Consider the following 16,196-nt stretch of genomic DNA (forward strand, 5'->3'; position numbering starts at 1 on the left):
ACCGTGTCGCCGGAACGTGGCGTCAGACGCGGGCCTTGCCCACCAGCTTCCAGAGGCCGGGCACCAGCAGAGCGGCGAGGCCGAGCTTGATCGCGTCGCCGATCAGGAACGGTGTCAGGCCCCAGGTCAGCGTCTGGTCCCAGACGCTGGCATATTTCGCCGGATCGAACAGCCCGCCCGCGACGAGATAGCCGAGCCAGAGCAGCCCCGGCACATAGATCAGCACGTTGCCGACGAGCAGCGCCGCCGCCATGCCGCCCACGCTCCGGTCCCAGCCGCGCCGCGCCGCGAAGCCGAGCGCCAGGGTGGCCAGCACATAGCCGACGAGATAGCCGCCGGTCGCGCCCATCATGTAGGTAAGGCCGTATTTCTCGGCCGAGGAGTTCTGGAACACGTCGAAGCCAAGCGCGCCGACCAGCATCCAGCCGAGCATGGTGACGAGCCCGAGTCGCGGGCCATAGGCGGCGCCGATGGTCAGAACCGCGAAGGTTCCAAGACTGATCGCCACCGGCGACGGCCAGACCGGCACCTTGATCTTGGCGCAGATCACGAGCGCCGCGATGCCAAGCACAACGAGCACTGCCCGCTTCACCCAAAGGGCCGCGCCCTCGGCCTCCCAGACGGTCTCGGTCAGAACGGGCTTGGAAGCGATCGTGGCCATGCGGATCCTCTCGTCACGGGTCTTCGCGGGTGCGAACTCTGACTTTCGTCATGCCCCAAACGCCCCGCCCTGTCCAGCCGGCCCATAGTCGGTGACCATCGCATAGTCCTTGCGCGGCCCGACCACGCGCCATTCGGCCCGCCAGTTCGGCCAGCGTCGGAAATCGTAGCGGACGGCGTACTGGTCCGGGTCGCAGGAATGCTCGGCCGAGGGAGTGGGATCATCGGCGGCGAAGCGATGGAAGAAGCGCCCGTCCTGGAACCGGACCTCGATCATGTCGCCGACGCCCTCGCGCCAGAAGTAGGATCGGCTCGCCGTCAGCGGCGGCGCGGTGCCGAGCCGAAGCGTTCCGGTCTCGGCATAGTCGAGGCCTCCGGACGCCGGGCGGAACCGCGCCTCGCCGCGAAACGCGCCTTCCGCGCCAGCGCGCAGATCGTCGATCCGCCGCTCGATTCGCCAGAGGCCGGCGAAGGCCATGAGCCGCATGTTTCCCCGTGCCCACTCGCTTGTGCCGTCGGGAGGGGCAGTCTATCAGACGCCTCCGCACCCTCAACCTCGAAAGGCGTCGAGCCCATGATCCCGCGTTACTCCCGCCCCGAGATGGTGGCGATCTGGTCGCCCGAGACGCGGTTCCGCATCTGGTTCGAGATCGAGGCCCATGCCTGCGACGCGCAGGCCCAGCTCGGCGTCATCCCGAAGTCGGCGGCGGAAGCGATCTGGAAGGCGCGCGAGGCGACCTTCGACGTCGCCCGCGTCGATGAGATCGAGGCGGTGACCAAGCACGACGTCATCGCCTTCCTGACCCATCTCGGCGAGATCGTCGGCGAGGAGTCGCGCTTCACACATCAGGGCATGACCTCCTCCGACGTGCTCGACACCTGCCTCAATGTCCAGCTGACCCGCGCCGCCGACATCCTGCTCGCCGATCTCGACACGCTGCTCGCGGCATTGAAGCGGCGGGCCTACGAGCACAAGGACACGGTCTGTATCGGCCGCAGCCACGGCATCCATGCCGAGCCGGTGACCTTCGGTCTGAAGATGGCCGAGGCCTATGCCGAGATGAGCCGGAACCGCGCGCGCCTGGTCAATGCGCGCTACGAGGTCGCCACCTGCGCGATCTCCGGCGCGGTCGGCACCTTCGCCAATATCGACCCCTATGTGGAACGACACGTGGCCGAGGCGCTCGGTCTGCGGCCGGAGCCGGTCTCGACCCAGGTCATCCCGCGCGACCGGCATGCGATGTTCTTCGCGACGCTCGGGGTGATCGCGAGTTCGATCGAGCGGATCGCCATCGAGATCCGCCATCTGCAGCGGACGGAGGTGCTGGAGGCCGAGGAATTTTTCTCGCCGGGCCAGAAAGGCTCCTCGGCGATGCCGCACAAGCGCAACCCCGTGCTGACCGAGAACCTCACCGGTCTCGCCCGCCTCGTGCGCATGGCGGTGGTGCCGGCGATGGAGAATGTCGCCCTCTGGCATGAGCGCGACATCTCGCATTCCTCGGTCGAGCGCATGATTGGCCCGGACGCGACGATCACCCTCGATTTCGCGCTCGTCCGCCTGACCGGCGTCATCGACAAGCTGCTGGTCTATCCGGGCAACATGCTCGCCAACATGAACAAGTTCCGCGGCCTCATCCATTCGCAGCGCGTCATGCTCGCCCTGACCCAGAAGGGCCTCAGCCGCGAAGCCTCCTACGCCGCCGTCCAGCGCAATGCGATGAAGGTCTGGGAACAGGGCGCCGATTTCGAGACCGAGCTCCTCGCCGACCCGGAGGTGCGCGCCGCGCTCAGCCCCGAGGAGATCGCCGAGAAGTTCGACCTCGGCTATCACACCAAGCACGTGAACACGATCTTCGAGCGGGTGTTCAATCCCTGACGCTCCACCGGACCGGACGCCGCCCCGAGGCTAGGGCTTTTCCGGCTTGAGTCGCGCGCGGAGGAACGCGCTGGCGGTGGTCGAAGCCGCGCGACCGGCTTCGAGGCGGGGCGCCCACAGCATCCAGGCATGGATCATCTCGGGCCAGATTTCGAGATCGACCCGGGCGCCGGCCGCGCCGAGCCGGCGCGTCACGCGCACCGCGTCGTCGAGCAGCGTCTCACTCGATCCGACCTGAACCAGCGTCGGCGGCATCCCGGCGAGGTCGGCGTAGAGCGGCGACGCCCGCTCGTCCCGCGCGTCGCGTCCGCCGAGATAGGCCGCCGCCAGCCCGCGCAGATAGTCGCCATGGATCAGCGGATCGATCGCATCCTCTTCCTCCATGCTCGCGCCCATCATGGCGAGATCGACCCAGGGCGAGACCAGCCAGGCACCGGCCGGCATCGGCGATCCCTCCTCGCGCAGCGCGAGCAGCGTCGCGAGCGTCAATCCGCCGCCCGCGCTGTCGCCGCCGACCACGATCTGCTCCGGCTCATAGCCTTCCGACCGCAGGAAGCCATAGGCCGCCAACGCGTCCAGCAGCGCGGCGGGACACGGATTCTCGGGCGCGAGCCGGTAACCGAGCGCCAGGGTCCGGATCCCGGCCTCCCGCCCGATCCGCCCGACGAGGCCGCGATGACTGGCGATCGAACCCGAGCAATAGCCGCCGCCATGCAGATAGAGCAGGACGCGCGTGGCATCGGCGCCCGGCGCCAGCGACCATTCCGCCGGGATCGCGCCAACCCCGGCGGGGGTATAGACCACATCGGCCGGCGGCGGATCGACGGCGCAAATCTCGTCCATGCGCTGGCGCCGTTCGGGCCAGTCCGTCGGTCGCGGCTTCGCGGTGAAGAGCGCGCGCAGCGCCGCGATTTCCGGGTTCATGACGACGCCCTCGCCAGCCGCGACGCGGGGCGCGCGGAGCGGCGCTCCGCCCGAACCCGCGGACGTCCAGCCATGAACCCCGTCCGCGTGGACCGCGTCGCGACGACGGAGCGCCCGGAGAGGGGGCGCCGCGGCATGGCAGGCTAGCGGATCTCGCTCATCAGTTGCTCCTTGGCCGTCCCGAGCAGTTCGGCCATCTTCGAGCGGATGGTCGCCTCGTCGGCGGCGGCGCCGAGGTCGCCCGCGATCTTGCGATACACATCCTCGTGACCCGCTTCCTTGAAGTCGGCGAAGACGATCTCCATCGCATAGGCATCGGCATCCGCGCCCGACTTGCCCAGCACGCCGGCGGCCCAGAGGCCGAGCAACTTGTTCCGCCGCGCGAAGGCCTTGAACTGCATCTCCTCGTCATGGGCGAATTTGTTCTCGAAACCGGTCTCGCGGTCCTTGAAACTGTTGCTCATTGAATCCTCCTCGCATCCGATGCTTGTTCGCAGATAACCATTCCAGCCCTTGCGGGACAAGGTGCCGCCGGAAGAATGCTTGCTCCTTTTCCGGGCAGGGTATAGACAGCGGGTGACGGGAAAGGCGGGCATTCGGCCCCCCTTTCCCCTTGGCATTTTCGGAGACATTCATGGCCCGTCGCAGGATGATATACGAGGGCAAGGCGAAAATTCTCTACGAAGGTCCCGAGCCGGACACGCTGATTCAGTACTTCAAGGACGACGCCACCGCCTTCAACGCCCAGAAGAAAGCCACCATAGAGGGCAAGGGCGTTCTCAACAACCGCCTGTCCGAACATTTCATGAGCGGTCTCAATGCGATCGGCGTTCCGACCCATTTCATCCGCCGCCTGAACATGCGCGAGCAACTGATCCGCATGGTCGAGATGATTCCGCTCGAAGTCGTGGTGCGCAACTACGCGGCCGGCTCGATCTCCAAGCGCCTCGGCATTCCGGAGGGCCAGCAGTTGCCCCGTCCGGTGATCGAATTCTACTACAAGGACGACGCGCTCGGCGACCCGCTGGTGACCGAGGAGCATATCATCGCCTTCAACTGGGCCGGCCAGCAGGATATCGACGACATGATCGCGCTCGCCTTGCGGGTGAACGACTTCCTCAGCGGCATGTTCCTCGGCGTCGGCATCCGGCTCATCGATTTCAAGATCGAGATCGGCCGCGTCTACGAGGGCGACTTCCAGCGGCTGATCGTCGCGGACGAGATCTCGCCCGACAGCTGCCGGCTCTGGGATATCGAGACCGGCAGGAAGCTCGACAAGGACGTGTTCCGCCAGGATCTCGGCAATCTCGCCGACGCCTATACCGAGGTCGCCAGGCGCCTCGGCGTCATGCCGCGCACCAACGGCCGCGCCACCGGCCCGAAGCTGGTGAACTAGGTGGAGTTTCCGGCATGAAGGCCCGCGTGCACGTGACGCTGAAGACCGGCGTACTCGATCCCCAGGGTGAGGCGGTGCGCCACGCGCTCGGCGGCCTCGGCTTCGAGGGCGTGGGCGAGGTCCGCATGGGCAAGGTGATCGAACTCGAGATCGCCGGCGAGGATCCGGCGGCGGCGGAGGCCTCGGTCGATGCGATGTGCCGGGCGCTGCTCGCCAACACGGTGATCGAGAACTACCGCGTGGAGATCGCATGACGCTCCGCGCCGCCGTCCTGGTGTTTCCCGGATCGAACTGCGACCGGGATCTGGCGGTCGCCCTGCGCCGCGCCGGAGCCGAGGTCGCGATGGTCTGGCACAAGGAGGCGTCGCTGCCCGCCGGCCTCGACCTCGTCGCGGTGCCCGGCGGCTTCTCCTTCGGCGACTATCTGCGCTGCGGTGCCATCGCGGCGCGGGCGCCGGTGATGCGCGCGGTGACGGAGTTCGCGGTCGCCGGCGGCCATGTTCTCGGCGTCTGCAACGGCTTCCAGGTGCTGATCGAGGCGGGGCTGCTGCCCGGCGCGCTGATGCGCAACGCCGGCCTCAGGTTCATCTGCGCGCCGGTGGGGCTCGAGGTCGCGACGACCGACTGCGCCTTCACCGCCGGTTACGCGGCGGGCGCGCGGATCGCGCTGCCGATCGCGCATCACGACGGCAACTATTTCGCCGATCCCGAAACGCTGGCCCGGCTCGCGGGCGAGGACCGGATCGCCTTCCGCTACACCGAAAATCCCAACGGCTCCTCCGCCGATATCGCCGGCATCCTGTCCGCCAACCGCCGGGTGCTCGGCCTGATGCCGCATCCCGAGCGCGCGGTCGATCCGGCCCATGGCGGCACCGATGGCGCGGCGATGTTCGCCACCCTCGCCGATCGCCTCGCCGTCCGGGCCCTGCAAGGCGCTTGAGCGCCGGGGCGCCGGGGCGTAACGGATAGCGGATGAGCCTGCCACCCACAGCGACGCGGCCGCGCCCGCATCCGGGCCGATTCTGGATGCGGCTCGGGCTTTTGGTTTCGGTGGCGGCGATGGGGCTCGTCATCTGGGCGAGCCAGATCTATCTCACCCGCGGTTTCAGCGAGAGCCAGGAGCCCGACGCCACCCTGCGCGCCACGCTCTACGCCGGCTCGATCCAGAGCGCGATGCAGCGCCATTCGGTCGTGCCGTTGCTGCTTGCCCGCGACCCGATCCTGATGATCGCGCTTCGCTCCGGCCAGTACGAGGAAGCCGAGGCGCGCCTCGCCGACTTCCGCGAGGAGATCGGCGCCGGCTCGATCTTCCTGCTCGACGCCGAGGGCCGGATCGTCGCGGCCAGCGACGAACGCCCGCGCGAGCAATATGACGGCGACAAGGCCTATTTCACCCTCGCCGCCGCCGATACCGGCACGATCTTCTCGATCATCGAGAACGACGACGGCGCCTACAGCTTCCACTATGCCCGCAAGGTCGAACTCGACGGCCACCTGCTCGGGGTGATCGTCGTGACCGTCGATCTCGGCGCGCTGGAAGAAGGCTGGAGCCGGTCGCGAATGAAGGTGGTCGTCACCAATTCAGAAGGCAACGTGCTGCTCGCCTCCGAACCGAACTGGCGCAAGAGCGCGCTCGACAACCTGCTCGCCCAGACATCGCACCCGTCGCGCATGACCCAGGCGCTGCGCGACGCGCGCCAGACGCTCGGCGCGACGCCTTACGTCTATATCGCCGGCACGCCCTATATCCGCGCCGAGGTGCCGGTCGGCTTCCGCAACTGGCGCCTCACCTATTTCGCCGGGCTCGAGGATGTGCGGGCGCGGGTGAACGCGATCCTCGCGCTGATCATCATGGCGCTGGCGTTGCTGCTGGCGCTGGCCTTCTATGTGCTCTCCCGCCGCACCCGGGCCGAAAGCCGCCGGATCCAGCGCGAATCCGAGGATCTGCGCATCCTGAACCGCCGGCTCTCCGCCGAGATCGCCGCCAGGCAGCGCATCGAGCGGAACCTGAAGGATGCCGAACAAAGCCTTGAACAGACGTCGAAACTCGCCGCTCTCGGTCAGATGTCCGCCGCGGTCAGCCACGAGCTCAACCAGCCGCTCGCGGCGATGAAGACCTATCTCGCCGGCGCGCGGCTGCTGCTCACCCGGCGCCGGCCGGAGGAGGCGCTGAGTTCGTTCCAGCGCATCGACGACCTGATCGACCGCATGGCCGGCATCACGCGCCAGCTGAAATCCTATGCCCGCAAGAGCGACGTCGACAGCGAACCCGTGGACCTGCGCGACAGCATCCGCGCCGCGCTGTCGATGATGGCGCCGCAGCTCGGCAAGATGGCGGTGACGATCAACACCACCCTGCCTTCCGAGCCAGTGATCATCCGCGCCGACCCGCTGCGCATCGAGCAGATCATCGTGAACCTGCTGCGCAACGCCCTCGACGCGGTGAAGGGCCAGGAGGACCGGCGCATCAAGATCTTCCTCGTCCAGGGCGAGATGATCCTGTTGTCCGTCGAGGACAATGGCGAGGGGCTGAAGGACCCCGGCAAGCTGTTCGAACCCTTCTACACCACCAAGAAACCCGGCGAGGGGCTCGGCCTCGGCCTCGCGATCTCGGCCGGGTTCGCCGGAGAACTGGGGGGCCGGCTGATCGCGCGAAACGCGCCGGACGGCGGCGCCGTCTTCGAGCTGCTGCTGCCAAGCGATCGCGCCCAGAGCAAAGCCGCGGAGTGAGAGAATGAGCGAGAAGACCCTTGTGGCGATCATCGACGACGAGGCCGATCTGCGGGAATCCGTGTCGCAATGGCTGCGGCTGTCGGATTTCGAGCCGATGACCTTCGAGGCGGCCGAGGCGGCGCTGAAGGTGCTCGGCCCCGAATTCGCCGGCGTCGTGGTCAGCGACATCAAGATGCCCGGCATGGATGGCATGGCGCTGCTCCGCCGCCTGCAATCGATCGATCCCGGCCTGCCCGTGATCCTGATGACCGGCCACGGCGATGTGCCGATGGCGGTCGAGGCGATGCGCATCGGCGCCTTCGATTTCGTGGAGAAGCCCTTCGAGCCCGACCGGCTGGCCGAGCTCTGCCAGCGCGCGTCCGAGGCGCGCGCGCGGGTGCTGGAGACCCGCGCGCTCCGCCGCGAATTGTCGGACGGCGGCGTGCTCACCCGCCGGTTGATGGGCGCCAGCCCCTCGATGGAAAAGCTGCGCGAGACCATCCTCGACGTCGCCCAGGCCGATGGCCATGTGCTGATTCTCGGCGAGACCGGCACCGGCAAGAGCCTGATCGCCAAGGCGCTGCACGCGGTCGGCCCGCGCGCCAGCAAGCCCTTCGTCACCCTCAACGGCGCGAGCGTCGCCCCCGACGCGCTGGAACCCACCCTGTTCGGAGCGCCGGACTGGCCGGAAAAGCCGCTGATCGACCAGGCCGAGGGCGGCATGCTCTGCCTCGAGGATATCGAGGCCCTGTCGCCCGCCGCCCAGGCACGCCTGCTTGAGATCCTGAATGCGACCGACCCGAACGGCGCCGCCGCGCGACCGCACAATATCCGCGTCATCGCCGTGTCGAGCCGGCTCGGCTCGGGCACTCCGCCAGCCGAGGTCCTGCGGGACGATCTCTATTTCCGCCTCGCCGGGCTGGTGCTGGAGGCGCCGCCCCTCCGCGCTCGCGGCGAGGATATCCTGACCCTCTTCTCGCATTTCACCGTGCAGTTCGCCGAGGAATACGGCTGCGAGCCGCCGACCCTGAACGCCGGCGACGCTGCGAACCTCGTCCAGGCGCCCTGGCCCGGCAATATCCGGCAGCTGATCAATCTCGCCGAGCGCGCGGTGCTGCAGGCCCGTCGCGGCGACCACAATATCTCGGCGCTGCTGATCGACGACGGCTTCCAGGCGCCGGTGATGGCGCTCGACGCGGAAAAGCCGCTGAAAGAGCATGTCGATGCCTTCGAGAAGATGCTGATCGACCACGCTTTGCGCCGCAACACCGGCTCGGTCAGCGCGGTGATGGCCGAACTCGCCCTGCCCCGCCGGACCCTGAACGAGAAGATGGCGAAATACGGCCTCAGCCGCTCCGACTATACCTGAGCGCGCGCGGGGCCTTGCGCGCGGGAGCGGTCAAGGCGTCACGTCCTGGATGACCTCCGGACCGGCGATGGAGATCCGGACCGGATCCTTGGCGTCGAGATCCATCGCCATCAGGTCGGCGACGCGGATCGCGCTGTTGTCATAGGTCCTGAAGTAGTAGCGCAGCGCCTTCAGGTCGGCTGCGGAAGTCCAGATCGTGTAGTCCGCGACGACGTTGCCATGCGCGTCTTTTTCACGCTCGCGCGCGGCGCCCTTCGGAATGTCGAACTGATTGAGGATGTGGAACGCCTCGATCACCGCTTCGTCGCCGGTCGCGGACGGCGGAACCGATTGGCTGAAGGCCACGGCCCGGACGAAACGCGACGGCGGAGTGAAATCGCCCGGCAAGCCAAGCATACCCGAGCCTTGCCCGAAAGGGCGCAGGGTGACCGGCCCGACCTGGACCGGAGGCGCGTTGTTTACCGAGAAATTCACGTAGTTGCGCAGGTTGGCCATGTGCCAGTCGTAAGCCGGCGAGTTCGTCATCACGCCGAGCGGCGCGTCATGGAGTTTCAGCGCGCCATCGACATATTCGATCACCAGGCTGGCCCCCGAGGCGTCATGCACGATGTAATGCACCTCCGGCGCGAACCCCCACGGCCCGAAGACCACCGCCGGCACGGTGACCGCGGCGATATCGGCCCTGACTTCCGCGACGCTGGCGAAATTCTCCAGCATCCAGGACACGAGTTCCCACGGGGCGAGAGTGCTGTCCGCGTCGGCCGTGGCGTAGGGCATGTAGCCGGCCGAGGTCGGAAAGTAGAAGATACCCGCCGCCAGACCCTTTTCATTCAGCCCGTCGAACAGAACGGGCAGGCCCACGCCGTTCATGCCGACGCTGGCATATTTCGATACCCATTTCCGACCCGGCGCGCCGTCGGGCGTGGCACCGGTCCGGGAGTAGCCACGCGGCACCATGACCAGTTCCGACTGGAGGTCGATCGCGAATTCGAGTGTGCGCGCGTGTACCACGGCGCCGTCCCCGGCGATCAGGCGAATGCCGGTGCAAGCAAGCGCGGGCTGCGCCGCGGCCACCAAGAGCGTCGCGCAGGCCACCGCGGCTGAAACGAGCCCGCGCAGGATCGGCAGTCTTTTCATTCTGACCTCGTAACCAGAGCCACTATCCGGGTGCCAACCGGCGCGTGCTGGTCGCGCGGTCGGCGAGGACCATCGGATCACGTTCCGGGGTGGCTGGCACCATGCATTTTACGGCCGCGGCGCTCGGGCGGCCGCCTGCTATCGCGCCGTGGACAGCGCGGTTGCGAGATCGCCATAGCCGGTGAAGCGGCGCCGGTACGCCAACCCGAGGCGCGCGGCGCAGCGTTGCGCCTCGGCGTCGAGCGCCGGATCCTCGACTTGGGCCAGATAGACCAGCGTCTCGTAGTTGCCGAAGATCATGTCGCGAAGCTCCGGATGGCGGTCGAGGCCCATCGGGCGCCAGACGAACGCGTCGAACTGGCGCACGAGAAAGTCGGTGAGGAAGAAGGCCGTCATCTCGGCGTCGCCGCGCGCGGCGAAGGCGGCGTTGCCGTCGAAGAAGCTGTAGCAGTGCGGCCCGGCGATCATCTCGACCCCGAGCGCCCGGCAGCGCGCCTCGAGCAGGCCCCCGGTACCGCAGTCGGCATAGGCGACGAAGATGCGCCCGTAGCGCCCGCGCGCCTCCGCCACCGCCGCCGCCACCGCGTCGGGGATGCGGTCCGGCCAGAGGTGGAGGTTGGCCGGCAGGCAGCGGAGATCGAGGTGCTCCCAGCCGTTCAGCGCCTTCAGCGCGAGGATCTCGCGCGCCAGCGCCCCGCAGGCGATGACGAGCACGCGGCCCGCCGGCGCCGCGGGCGCGGCGAGACCGCTCTCCGTCAGGCGGGCGTCGTCGAGGTCCATGCCCGCGAGGATAGGCCGGACCTCGCCGCCCGAACAGTCGCCGCGCGACGCTTGAGCCGCGCCGCGCGACCCTCGGGGCTCAGACGAAGAAGTCGTCGACCGCGCCGCCCGAGAAGACGAAGTCCGAGGCCTGGAGCGAAGCGGCCCGGGTCAGCGCCACCAGCACGTCCGAGCCGTCGTCGAAGGTCACCTTCGCGCCGAGGAGCGTTCCCTCGATCGACTCGATGCCGAGCCCGTCGAGCTCGATCTTGTCGACCCCGCGGCGGAAGTCGAGGATCACGTCGTGCGAGCCCGCGCCGTCGCCTTCGGCGAAGACGAAGCGGTCGCCCCCCGCTCCGCCGGTCAGCACGTCCCGCCCGGTCCCGCCGCGCAGCACATCCGCCCCGCCGTCGCCCGAGAGGATATCGTTGCCGAGCCCGCCCCAGAGCACATCGTCGCCGCCGAGGCCGAAAAGCTTGTCGTCGCCCTTCAGCCCGACGATCGTCTCGCCGTCGCGGCTGCCGGCCAGCCAGTCGGACCGCGCGGTCCCCCGGATCAGCGAGAAGTCGAGATCGTCATTGTAGAACTCGACCCCGCGCGGCCGGTAGAGGCTGCCCGAGTCGAAGCTGTTCGAGGCGTAGATCTGGGTCTCGCCCCGGCTCGTATAGAGCCCGTCACCGTCGAAGTCATTGAGGAGATAGACGTTCTTGGTCGCCGGCGTGCCACCGTTCACCGCCAGCACGACCCCGCCGTTCTTCGCCGCCGAGACCGAGAAACCGGCCGCCTGCCCAAAGCCCGCCGGCAGGAACGTGGAGTTCCACACCTCGACCGATTCCGCCGGCTGGTCGATGCCGCCGGAGTTGTCGAGGTCGGTCAGACGGTAGAGCCGGTGCGGCGCGCCGCCGCTCGCGGTCCAGGAGAGGCTGAGCAGCGAGCCGTCCTGCACATCGAGCGCGATATCGATCGGCGCTCCGAAGGCGCCGCTGTCGCTGGCGAAGGTCGTGACCTCGCCCGCGTCGATCCGGCCGTTGCCGTTCCGGTCCTCGACGCGGTGGATCACGTCCTCGGCCGCCCCGGTCAGGTCGGCGACATAGGCGACCTTGCCGTCGAAGGCGATGTCGAAGGGCACGCTGGTCGCGATCACCTGCTGCAGGTCGAGCCAGACCGTGGCCTCGCCGGCGTCGTCGGCGTCGCCGTCGCCGTTCAGATCGACGGTGCGATAGATCATGTCGGCCGGCGCCGAGTTCACGCCGGCGTTAGTGATGTAGATCGCCCCGTCCTTCCCCTGGGCGATGCCGTTCGGCGTCACCGTCGAGAAGCCGCCGGCGTTGGCCGGCGAGAACCAGACCTTCGCCTCGCCGGCGTCGTTGGCGTCGCCGTCGTTGTTGCGGTCGACCAGCCGGTAGATCGTGTCGGTGTCGCCGTTGGCGGCGAAGACCGAGCGGTCACGCGCCTGGAACACCGAGAAGATGTTCTCGCTCGGCGCTGCGAGCCCGCTGGCGTTCGTCGCATCGAAGAAGGACGTGACCTCGCCCGGCGTCGCCGCGAGACCGTCGCCGTCGAGGTCGCGGCCGATCAGCAGCTTGCCGCTGCCGGCGATCGCCGCGTTGCCCTGATCGGCGATCAGCACCCCGACGATCGCCTTGCTCCTGTTTTCGAACCCCATTCGTCCCTCCCTATTTCCGAGTGATTCACTCTAGAATATGGGCGACAAAAAGAGTCAAGTTAACACATCAGGCTGTCGGACCTCAGGCCCGTGCCATCTGATTGTGCTTGCGGGCGATGAAATCCTTCGCCGTCTCGACCGCGACCGCGGCGTCGCGGCAGTAGGCGTCGGCGCCGATCGCCTTCGAGAATTCCTCGTTGAGCGGCGCGCCCCCGACCAGGACAATGTACTGATCGCGCAGGCCCTTTTCCTTCAGCGTGTCGATGACGACCTTCATGTAGGGCATCGTCGTCGTCAGCAGCGCCGACATGCCGAGGATGTCGGCGTCCTCGCGCTCCAGCGCCTCGAGGTACTTCTCCACCGGGTTGTTGATCCCGAGATCGACGACCTCGAATCCCGCCCCCTCCATCATCATCGAGACGAGGTTCTTGCCGATGTCGTGGATGTCGCCCTTGACCGTGCCGATCACCATCTTGCCCATGCGCGGCGCGCCGGTCTCGGCGAGGAGAGGCTTCAGGATCGCCATTCCCGCCTTCATCGAATTCGCCGCCAGCAGCACCTCGGGCACGAAGAGGATGCCGTCGCGAAAGTCGATCCCCACGATCCGCATGCCCTCGACCAGCGCCTTGGTCAGCACGTCATACGGGGTCCAGCCGCGGCTCAGCAGGATATTGACCGCCTCGACCACCTCGTCCCTGAGCCCGTCGTAGAGATCGTCATGCACCTGCGGCACCAGATCCTCGTCGGACAGCTCGCTCAGGATGATCTCGTCGTCTTCGTCGGCCATGGCTCTGGTCCCGGATGCGAGGTGGCGCAAGATAGCTCGGGGAGGCGCATCTCCTCAACTAGCCCCGTCGCACGGATCGGACAAGGCACCGCGACGGGAAGCGACGCCCGGCGCGCCATCCCCGACCCGCTGGCGCATGTTCCGCTTTTGTTCTAGTCTCTCTCCATGATCGGCGACGAATCGGACATGGTGGAGAAAGCGGCGCGGCGGGCCAGGGGCGCCGCCAGCAATCGCTCCGGCCGGTTCGAGCCCAACCAGCGCGTCCGCGTCGATGACGGCTGGGATTTGCCGGAGGATTTGCCCGTCCTGAAGACCGAGGTGGCCCTGGAGCGGGCGCGCACCATCATCACCCGCAACCGCTCGCCCGACATTCCGTTCGATCGCTCGATCAATCCCTATCGCGGTTGCGAGCATGGCTGCGTCTATTGCTTCGCCCGGCCGACCCACGCCTATCTCGGCCTGTCGCCCGGCCTCGATTTCGAGACGCGGCTGACCGCGAAGCCCGACGCGGCCGCGCTGCTGGCGCGTGAGCTGTCGCGCAAGGGCTATCGCTGCGCGCCGATCGCGATGGGCACCAATACCGACCCCTACCAGCCGATCGAGAAGCGCCTCGAAATCACCCGGGCCGTGCTGTCGGTACTGCGCGACTTCCGCCATCCGGTGACGCTTCTGACCAAGGGCGCGCTGATCGGCCGCGACGCCGACATCCTTGGCGAGATGGCCGCCGACGGGCTCGCCGCCGCCGGCCTGTCGCTGACCACGCTCGATCCCCGCCTCGCCAGGGCGATGGAGCCACGCGCCGCCGCGCCGGAGCGGCGGTTGCTCGCCATGACCCGGCTCGCGGCGGCCGGCGTTCCGGTCTGGGTCTCGATCGGGCCGGTGATCCCCGGCCTCAACGACCACGAGATCGAGCGACTGCTCGCCGCCGCTCGCGACGCCGGCGCCACCGGTGCCAGCTATGTCGTGCTGCGCCTGCCGCTCGAAGTCGGGCCGCTGTTCCACGACTGGCTGGCCGAGACCTGTCCCGACCGCGCCGCCCGGGTGATGGGTCTCGTGCGTCAGTTGCACGGCGGGCGCGACTACGATCCCGAATGGGGCAAGCGCATGCGGGGCGAGGGCGAGATCGCCCGGCTGATCGCGCAGCGCTTCCGCCTCGCGCGCGAGCGCCTGCGGCTCGGCCGCGGCCCCGCCAAGCCGCGCTGCGACCTCTTCCGCGTCCCCGGCCCCCGGCGCCCGGAGCAACTGTCGCTGTTCTGACATCGATCCGGCCAAGGCGCGGATCCCACCCCGCCCGACCGACAAGCCGCGCCCGGTCCGGACCGTTTCCCGGGCGGCCTCCCGACCGCGAGTTGACGCGCCCTCGCGGCGGGGCTAGAGCACGGTCGCAGTCGGAAAGCATCGCCCGGCGATCAGATCGCAACAATTCGAAAACTCCGGACGGCGAGTCCGCGGATTCGACCCGCGGGGAGCGCGCCCGACGCAGCCGGCCGCGGGAAGGACCAGCGCCTCGCCATGAGCTCGATCGACGCCGCGCCGGATGCGTCGGCCCCCCGCCTCTCGCGGCACCGACCGTTCCAGCTCTATCTCGGCGGCCGCGCCTTCTCCCGCTTCGCCGCGCAGATCGGCGTGGTGGCGCTCGGCTGGCAAGTCTACGACCTCACCGACAGCGCCTTCTATCTCGGCATGGTCGGCCTCGCCCAGTTCCTGCCGATGGCGGCTCTCACCTTTCTCGGCGGTCACGCGGCGGACCGGTTCGACCGGCAGCGCGTGGTCCAGGTCTGCCAGATCGCCCAGGGCCTGACGGCGGCCTTTCTCGCCTGGGCGAGCTTCGAGGGCTGGATCACCGTCCACATGATCTTCGGCGCCGTGGCGCTGCTCGGCGTGACCGGCGCCTTCGAATCGCCGGCCGCCGCCGCGCTCCTGCCCGGCGTCGCGCCGGAGGGGACCTTGCAGCGCGCCACGGCGCTCTCGACGGCCAGCTTCCAGATGGCGGTGATCTGCGGCCCGGCGGTCGGCGGCTTCGCCTATGCGCTCGGGCCCTTCGTGCCCTATGGGCTGATGACGGCTTTCTGGATCCTCGCGAGTTTTCTCAACGGCGCGATCCGGCTCGAACGGCCCGCCGAGCGGCGGGAGCCGCCGCGCCTCGACCAGCTCTTCGCCGGCATCGCCTTCGTGCGACGCGATCCGGCGATCCTCGGCACCATCTCGCTCGATCTCGTCGCGGTGCTGCTCGGCGGCGCCACGGCGCTGATGCCGATCTTCGCGCGCGACATCCTGCACACCGGGCCCTGGGGCCTCGGCATGCTGCGCGCCGCGCCGGCGATCGGCGCGCTCGCCATGACGGCGGTGCTCGCACGGCACACGATCAACAAGCGGGTCGGCCTCCGCATGTTCCAGGCGGTCATCGTCTTCGGCCTCGGAACCATGGCCTTCGCGCTGTCGACGAGCCTCTGGCTGTCGCTGATCGCACTGGTGGTGATGGGCGCGGCCGACACGGTGAGCGTGGTGATCCGGGTCTCCCTCGTCCAGCTGCGCACCCCGGACGAGATGCGCGGCCGGGTCGGCGCGGTGAACTTCCTCTTCATCAACGCCTCGAACCAGCTCGGCGAATTCGAGAGCGGCCTGACCGCCGCGCTCCTCGGCGCGATGCCCGCGGCGCTCATCGGCGGCATCGGAACCGTCGCGACCGCCCTCATCTGGATGAAGCTCTTCCCCACCCTCCGCCGTCTCGAACGCCTCGAATAACCTTCCTCCGCCCGCCCTCTCCGCGCGCACCCTCTTCCCCGCGGCGCCCCTTCGCCGACCCGGGGCTCAGCCCTCCAGTGCGTCCGAAGCCCCGCGAAACCACGGCGCCCCTGGGCGTTCTTCCAGTTTCATATTGGCAGAATTCCTATCGGGCAGGACGAGGGG

The 16,196-nt window shown here is 68.5% G+C and carries 16 protein-coding genes; 8 read left to right on the top strand and 8 right to left on the bottom strand.

From position 1 onward, the window contains the following. Positions 1 to 22 precede the first annotated feature (22 nt). On the bottom strand, positions 23 to 661 hold the full coding sequence (locus tag Q0480_RS05400) for a biotin transporter BioY (RefSeq protein WP_299131351.1): 639 nt from the start codon (positions 659 to 661) through the stop codon (positions 23 to 25). Positions 662 to 709: 48 nt separating this feature from the next. Next, the gene (locus tag Q0480_RS05405) at positions 710 to 1,147 is read right to left on the bottom strand and encodes a DUF6314 family protein (RefSeq protein WP_299131352.1); all 438 of its coding nucleotides are present in this window, start codon (positions 1,145 to 1,147) and stop codon (positions 710 to 712) included. Positions 1,148 to 1,234: 87 nt separating this feature from the next. On the opposite strand from Q0480_RS05405, the gene purB reads away from it, so the two are divergent. Beyond that, positions 1,235 to 2,536 (top strand): adenylosuccinate lyase, encoded by a 1,302-nt coding sequence (gene purB, locus Q0480_RS05410; protein ID WP_299131353.1) that lies wholly within the window; start codon positions 1,235 to 1,237, stop codon positions 2,534 to 2,536. A 30-nt stretch (positions 2,537 to 2,566) separates the two neighbouring features. Here the strand turns inward: purB and Q0480_RS05415 are convergent, their stop codons facing one another. Both Q0480_RS05415 and Q0480_RS05420 read right to left on the bottom strand, forming a co-directional pair. Continuing rightward, complete coding sequence (locus tag Q0480_RS05415; RefSeq protein WP_299131354.1) at positions 2,567 to 3,460, bottom strand: alpha/beta hydrolase; 894 nt, start codon at positions 3,458 to 3,460, stop codon at positions 2,567 to 2,569. Positions 3,461 to 3,603: 143 nt separating this feature from the next. Then, a complete protein-coding gene (locus Q0480_RS05420; protein ID WP_299131355.1) occupies positions 3,604 to 3,924 on the bottom strand; it encodes a DUF1476 domain-containing protein in 321 nt (106 codons plus the stop codon). 170 nt (positions 3,925 to 4,094) lie between these two features. Here Q0480_RS05420 and purC point away from each other — a divergent pair, with 170 nt between their 5' ends. From purC to Q0480_RS05445, 5 genes are read left to right on the top strand one after another with little or no spacing between them, the layout of a single operon-like run. Beyond that, on the top strand, positions 4,095 to 4,856 hold the full coding sequence (purC, locus tag Q0480_RS05425; protein WP_299131356.1) for a phosphoribosylaminoimidazolesuccinocarboxamide synthase: 762 nt from the start codon (positions 4,095 to 4,097) through the stop codon (positions 4,854 to 4,856). Between the two features lie 14 nt (positions 4,857 to 4,870). Next, positions 4,871 to 5,110 carry a phosphoribosylformylglycinamidine synthase subunit PurS gene (gene purS, locus Q0480_RS05430; RefSeq protein ID WP_299131357.1) on the top strand — a complete coding sequence of 80 codons (240 nt, stop codon included), beginning with the start codon at positions 4,871 to 4,873 and terminating at the stop codon, positions 5,108 to 5,110. Then, entirely contained in the window at positions 5,107 to 5,796 is a 690-nt protein-coding gene (gene purQ, locus Q0480_RS05435) for a phosphoribosylformylglycinamidine synthase subunit PurQ (RefSeq protein WP_299131358.1), read from the top strand. The genes purS and purQ overlap by 4 nt, the downstream gene beginning before the upstream one ends. A gap of 32 nt (positions 5,797 to 5,828) precedes the next feature. After that, positions 5,829 to 7,586, top strand: a complete 1,758-nt coding sequence (locus tag Q0480_RS05440) for an ATP-binding protein (RefSeq protein WP_299131359.1) — start codon at positions 5,829 to 5,831, stop codon at positions 7,584 to 7,586. Between the two features lie 4 nt (positions 7,587 to 7,590). Further along, the gene (locus Q0480_RS05445; protein WP_299131361.1) at positions 7,591 to 8,937 is read left to right on the top strand and encodes a sigma-54 dependent transcriptional regulator; all 1,347 of its coding nucleotides are present in this window, start codon (positions 7,591 to 7,593) and stop codon (positions 8,935 to 8,937) included. A 30-nt stretch (positions 8,938 to 8,967) separates the two neighbouring features. On the opposite strand, the gene Q0480_RS05450 is transcribed toward Q0480_RS05445, so the two are convergent. The 4 genes from Q0480_RS05450 to Q0480_RS05465 form a co-directional block, all read right to left on the bottom strand. Then, a complete protein-coding gene (locus tag Q0480_RS05450; protein ID WP_299131362.1) occupies positions 8,968 to 10,074 on the bottom strand; it encodes a choloylglycine hydrolase family protein in 1,107 nt (368 codons plus the stop codon). A gap of 138 nt (positions 10,075 to 10,212) precedes the next feature. Further along, on the bottom strand, positions 10,213 to 10,854 hold the full coding sequence (locus tag Q0480_RS05455) for a DUF1638 domain-containing protein (protein WP_299131363.1): 642 nt from the start codon (positions 10,852 to 10,854) through the stop codon (positions 10,213 to 10,215). 79 nt (positions 10,855 to 10,933) lie between these two features. Further along, the gene (locus tag Q0480_RS05460; RefSeq protein WP_299131364.1) at positions 10,934 to 12,499 is read right to left on the bottom strand and encodes a hypothetical protein; all 1,566 of its coding nucleotides are present in this window, start codon (positions 12,497 to 12,499) and stop codon (positions 10,934 to 10,936) included. Positions 12,500 to 12,581: 82 nt separating this feature from the next. Then, positions 12,582 to 13,286 carry a B12-binding domain-containing protein gene (locus Q0480_RS05465; protein ID WP_299131365.1) on the bottom strand — a complete coding sequence of 235 codons (705 nt, stop codon included), beginning with the start codon at positions 13,284 to 13,286 and terminating at the stop codon, positions 12,582 to 12,584. 165 nt (positions 13,287 to 13,451) lie between these two features. Here Q0480_RS05465 and Q0480_RS05470 point away from each other — a divergent pair, with 165 nt between their 5' ends. Both Q0480_RS05470 and Q0480_RS05475 read left to right on the top strand, forming a co-directional pair. Further along, the gene (locus Q0480_RS05470; protein ID WP_299131366.1) at positions 13,452 to 14,543 is read left to right on the top strand and encodes a PA0069 family radical SAM protein; all 1,092 of its coding nucleotides are present in this window, start codon (positions 13,452 to 13,454) and stop codon (positions 14,541 to 14,543) included. Between the two features lie 255 nt (positions 14,544 to 14,798). Further along, complete coding sequence (locus tag Q0480_RS05475; protein WP_299131367.1) at positions 14,799 to 16,031, top strand: MFS transporter; 1,233 nt, start codon at positions 14,799 to 14,801, stop codon at positions 16,029 to 16,031. The last annotated feature ends 165 nt before the right edge of the window (positions 16,032 to 16,196 follow it).

Source organism: uncultured Amaricoccus sp. (genome assembly GCF_937891315.1).
In the GTDB taxonomy this organism is placed as follows: Bacteria; Pseudomonadota; Alphaproteobacteria; order Rhodobacterales; family Rhodobacteraceae; genus Amaricoccus.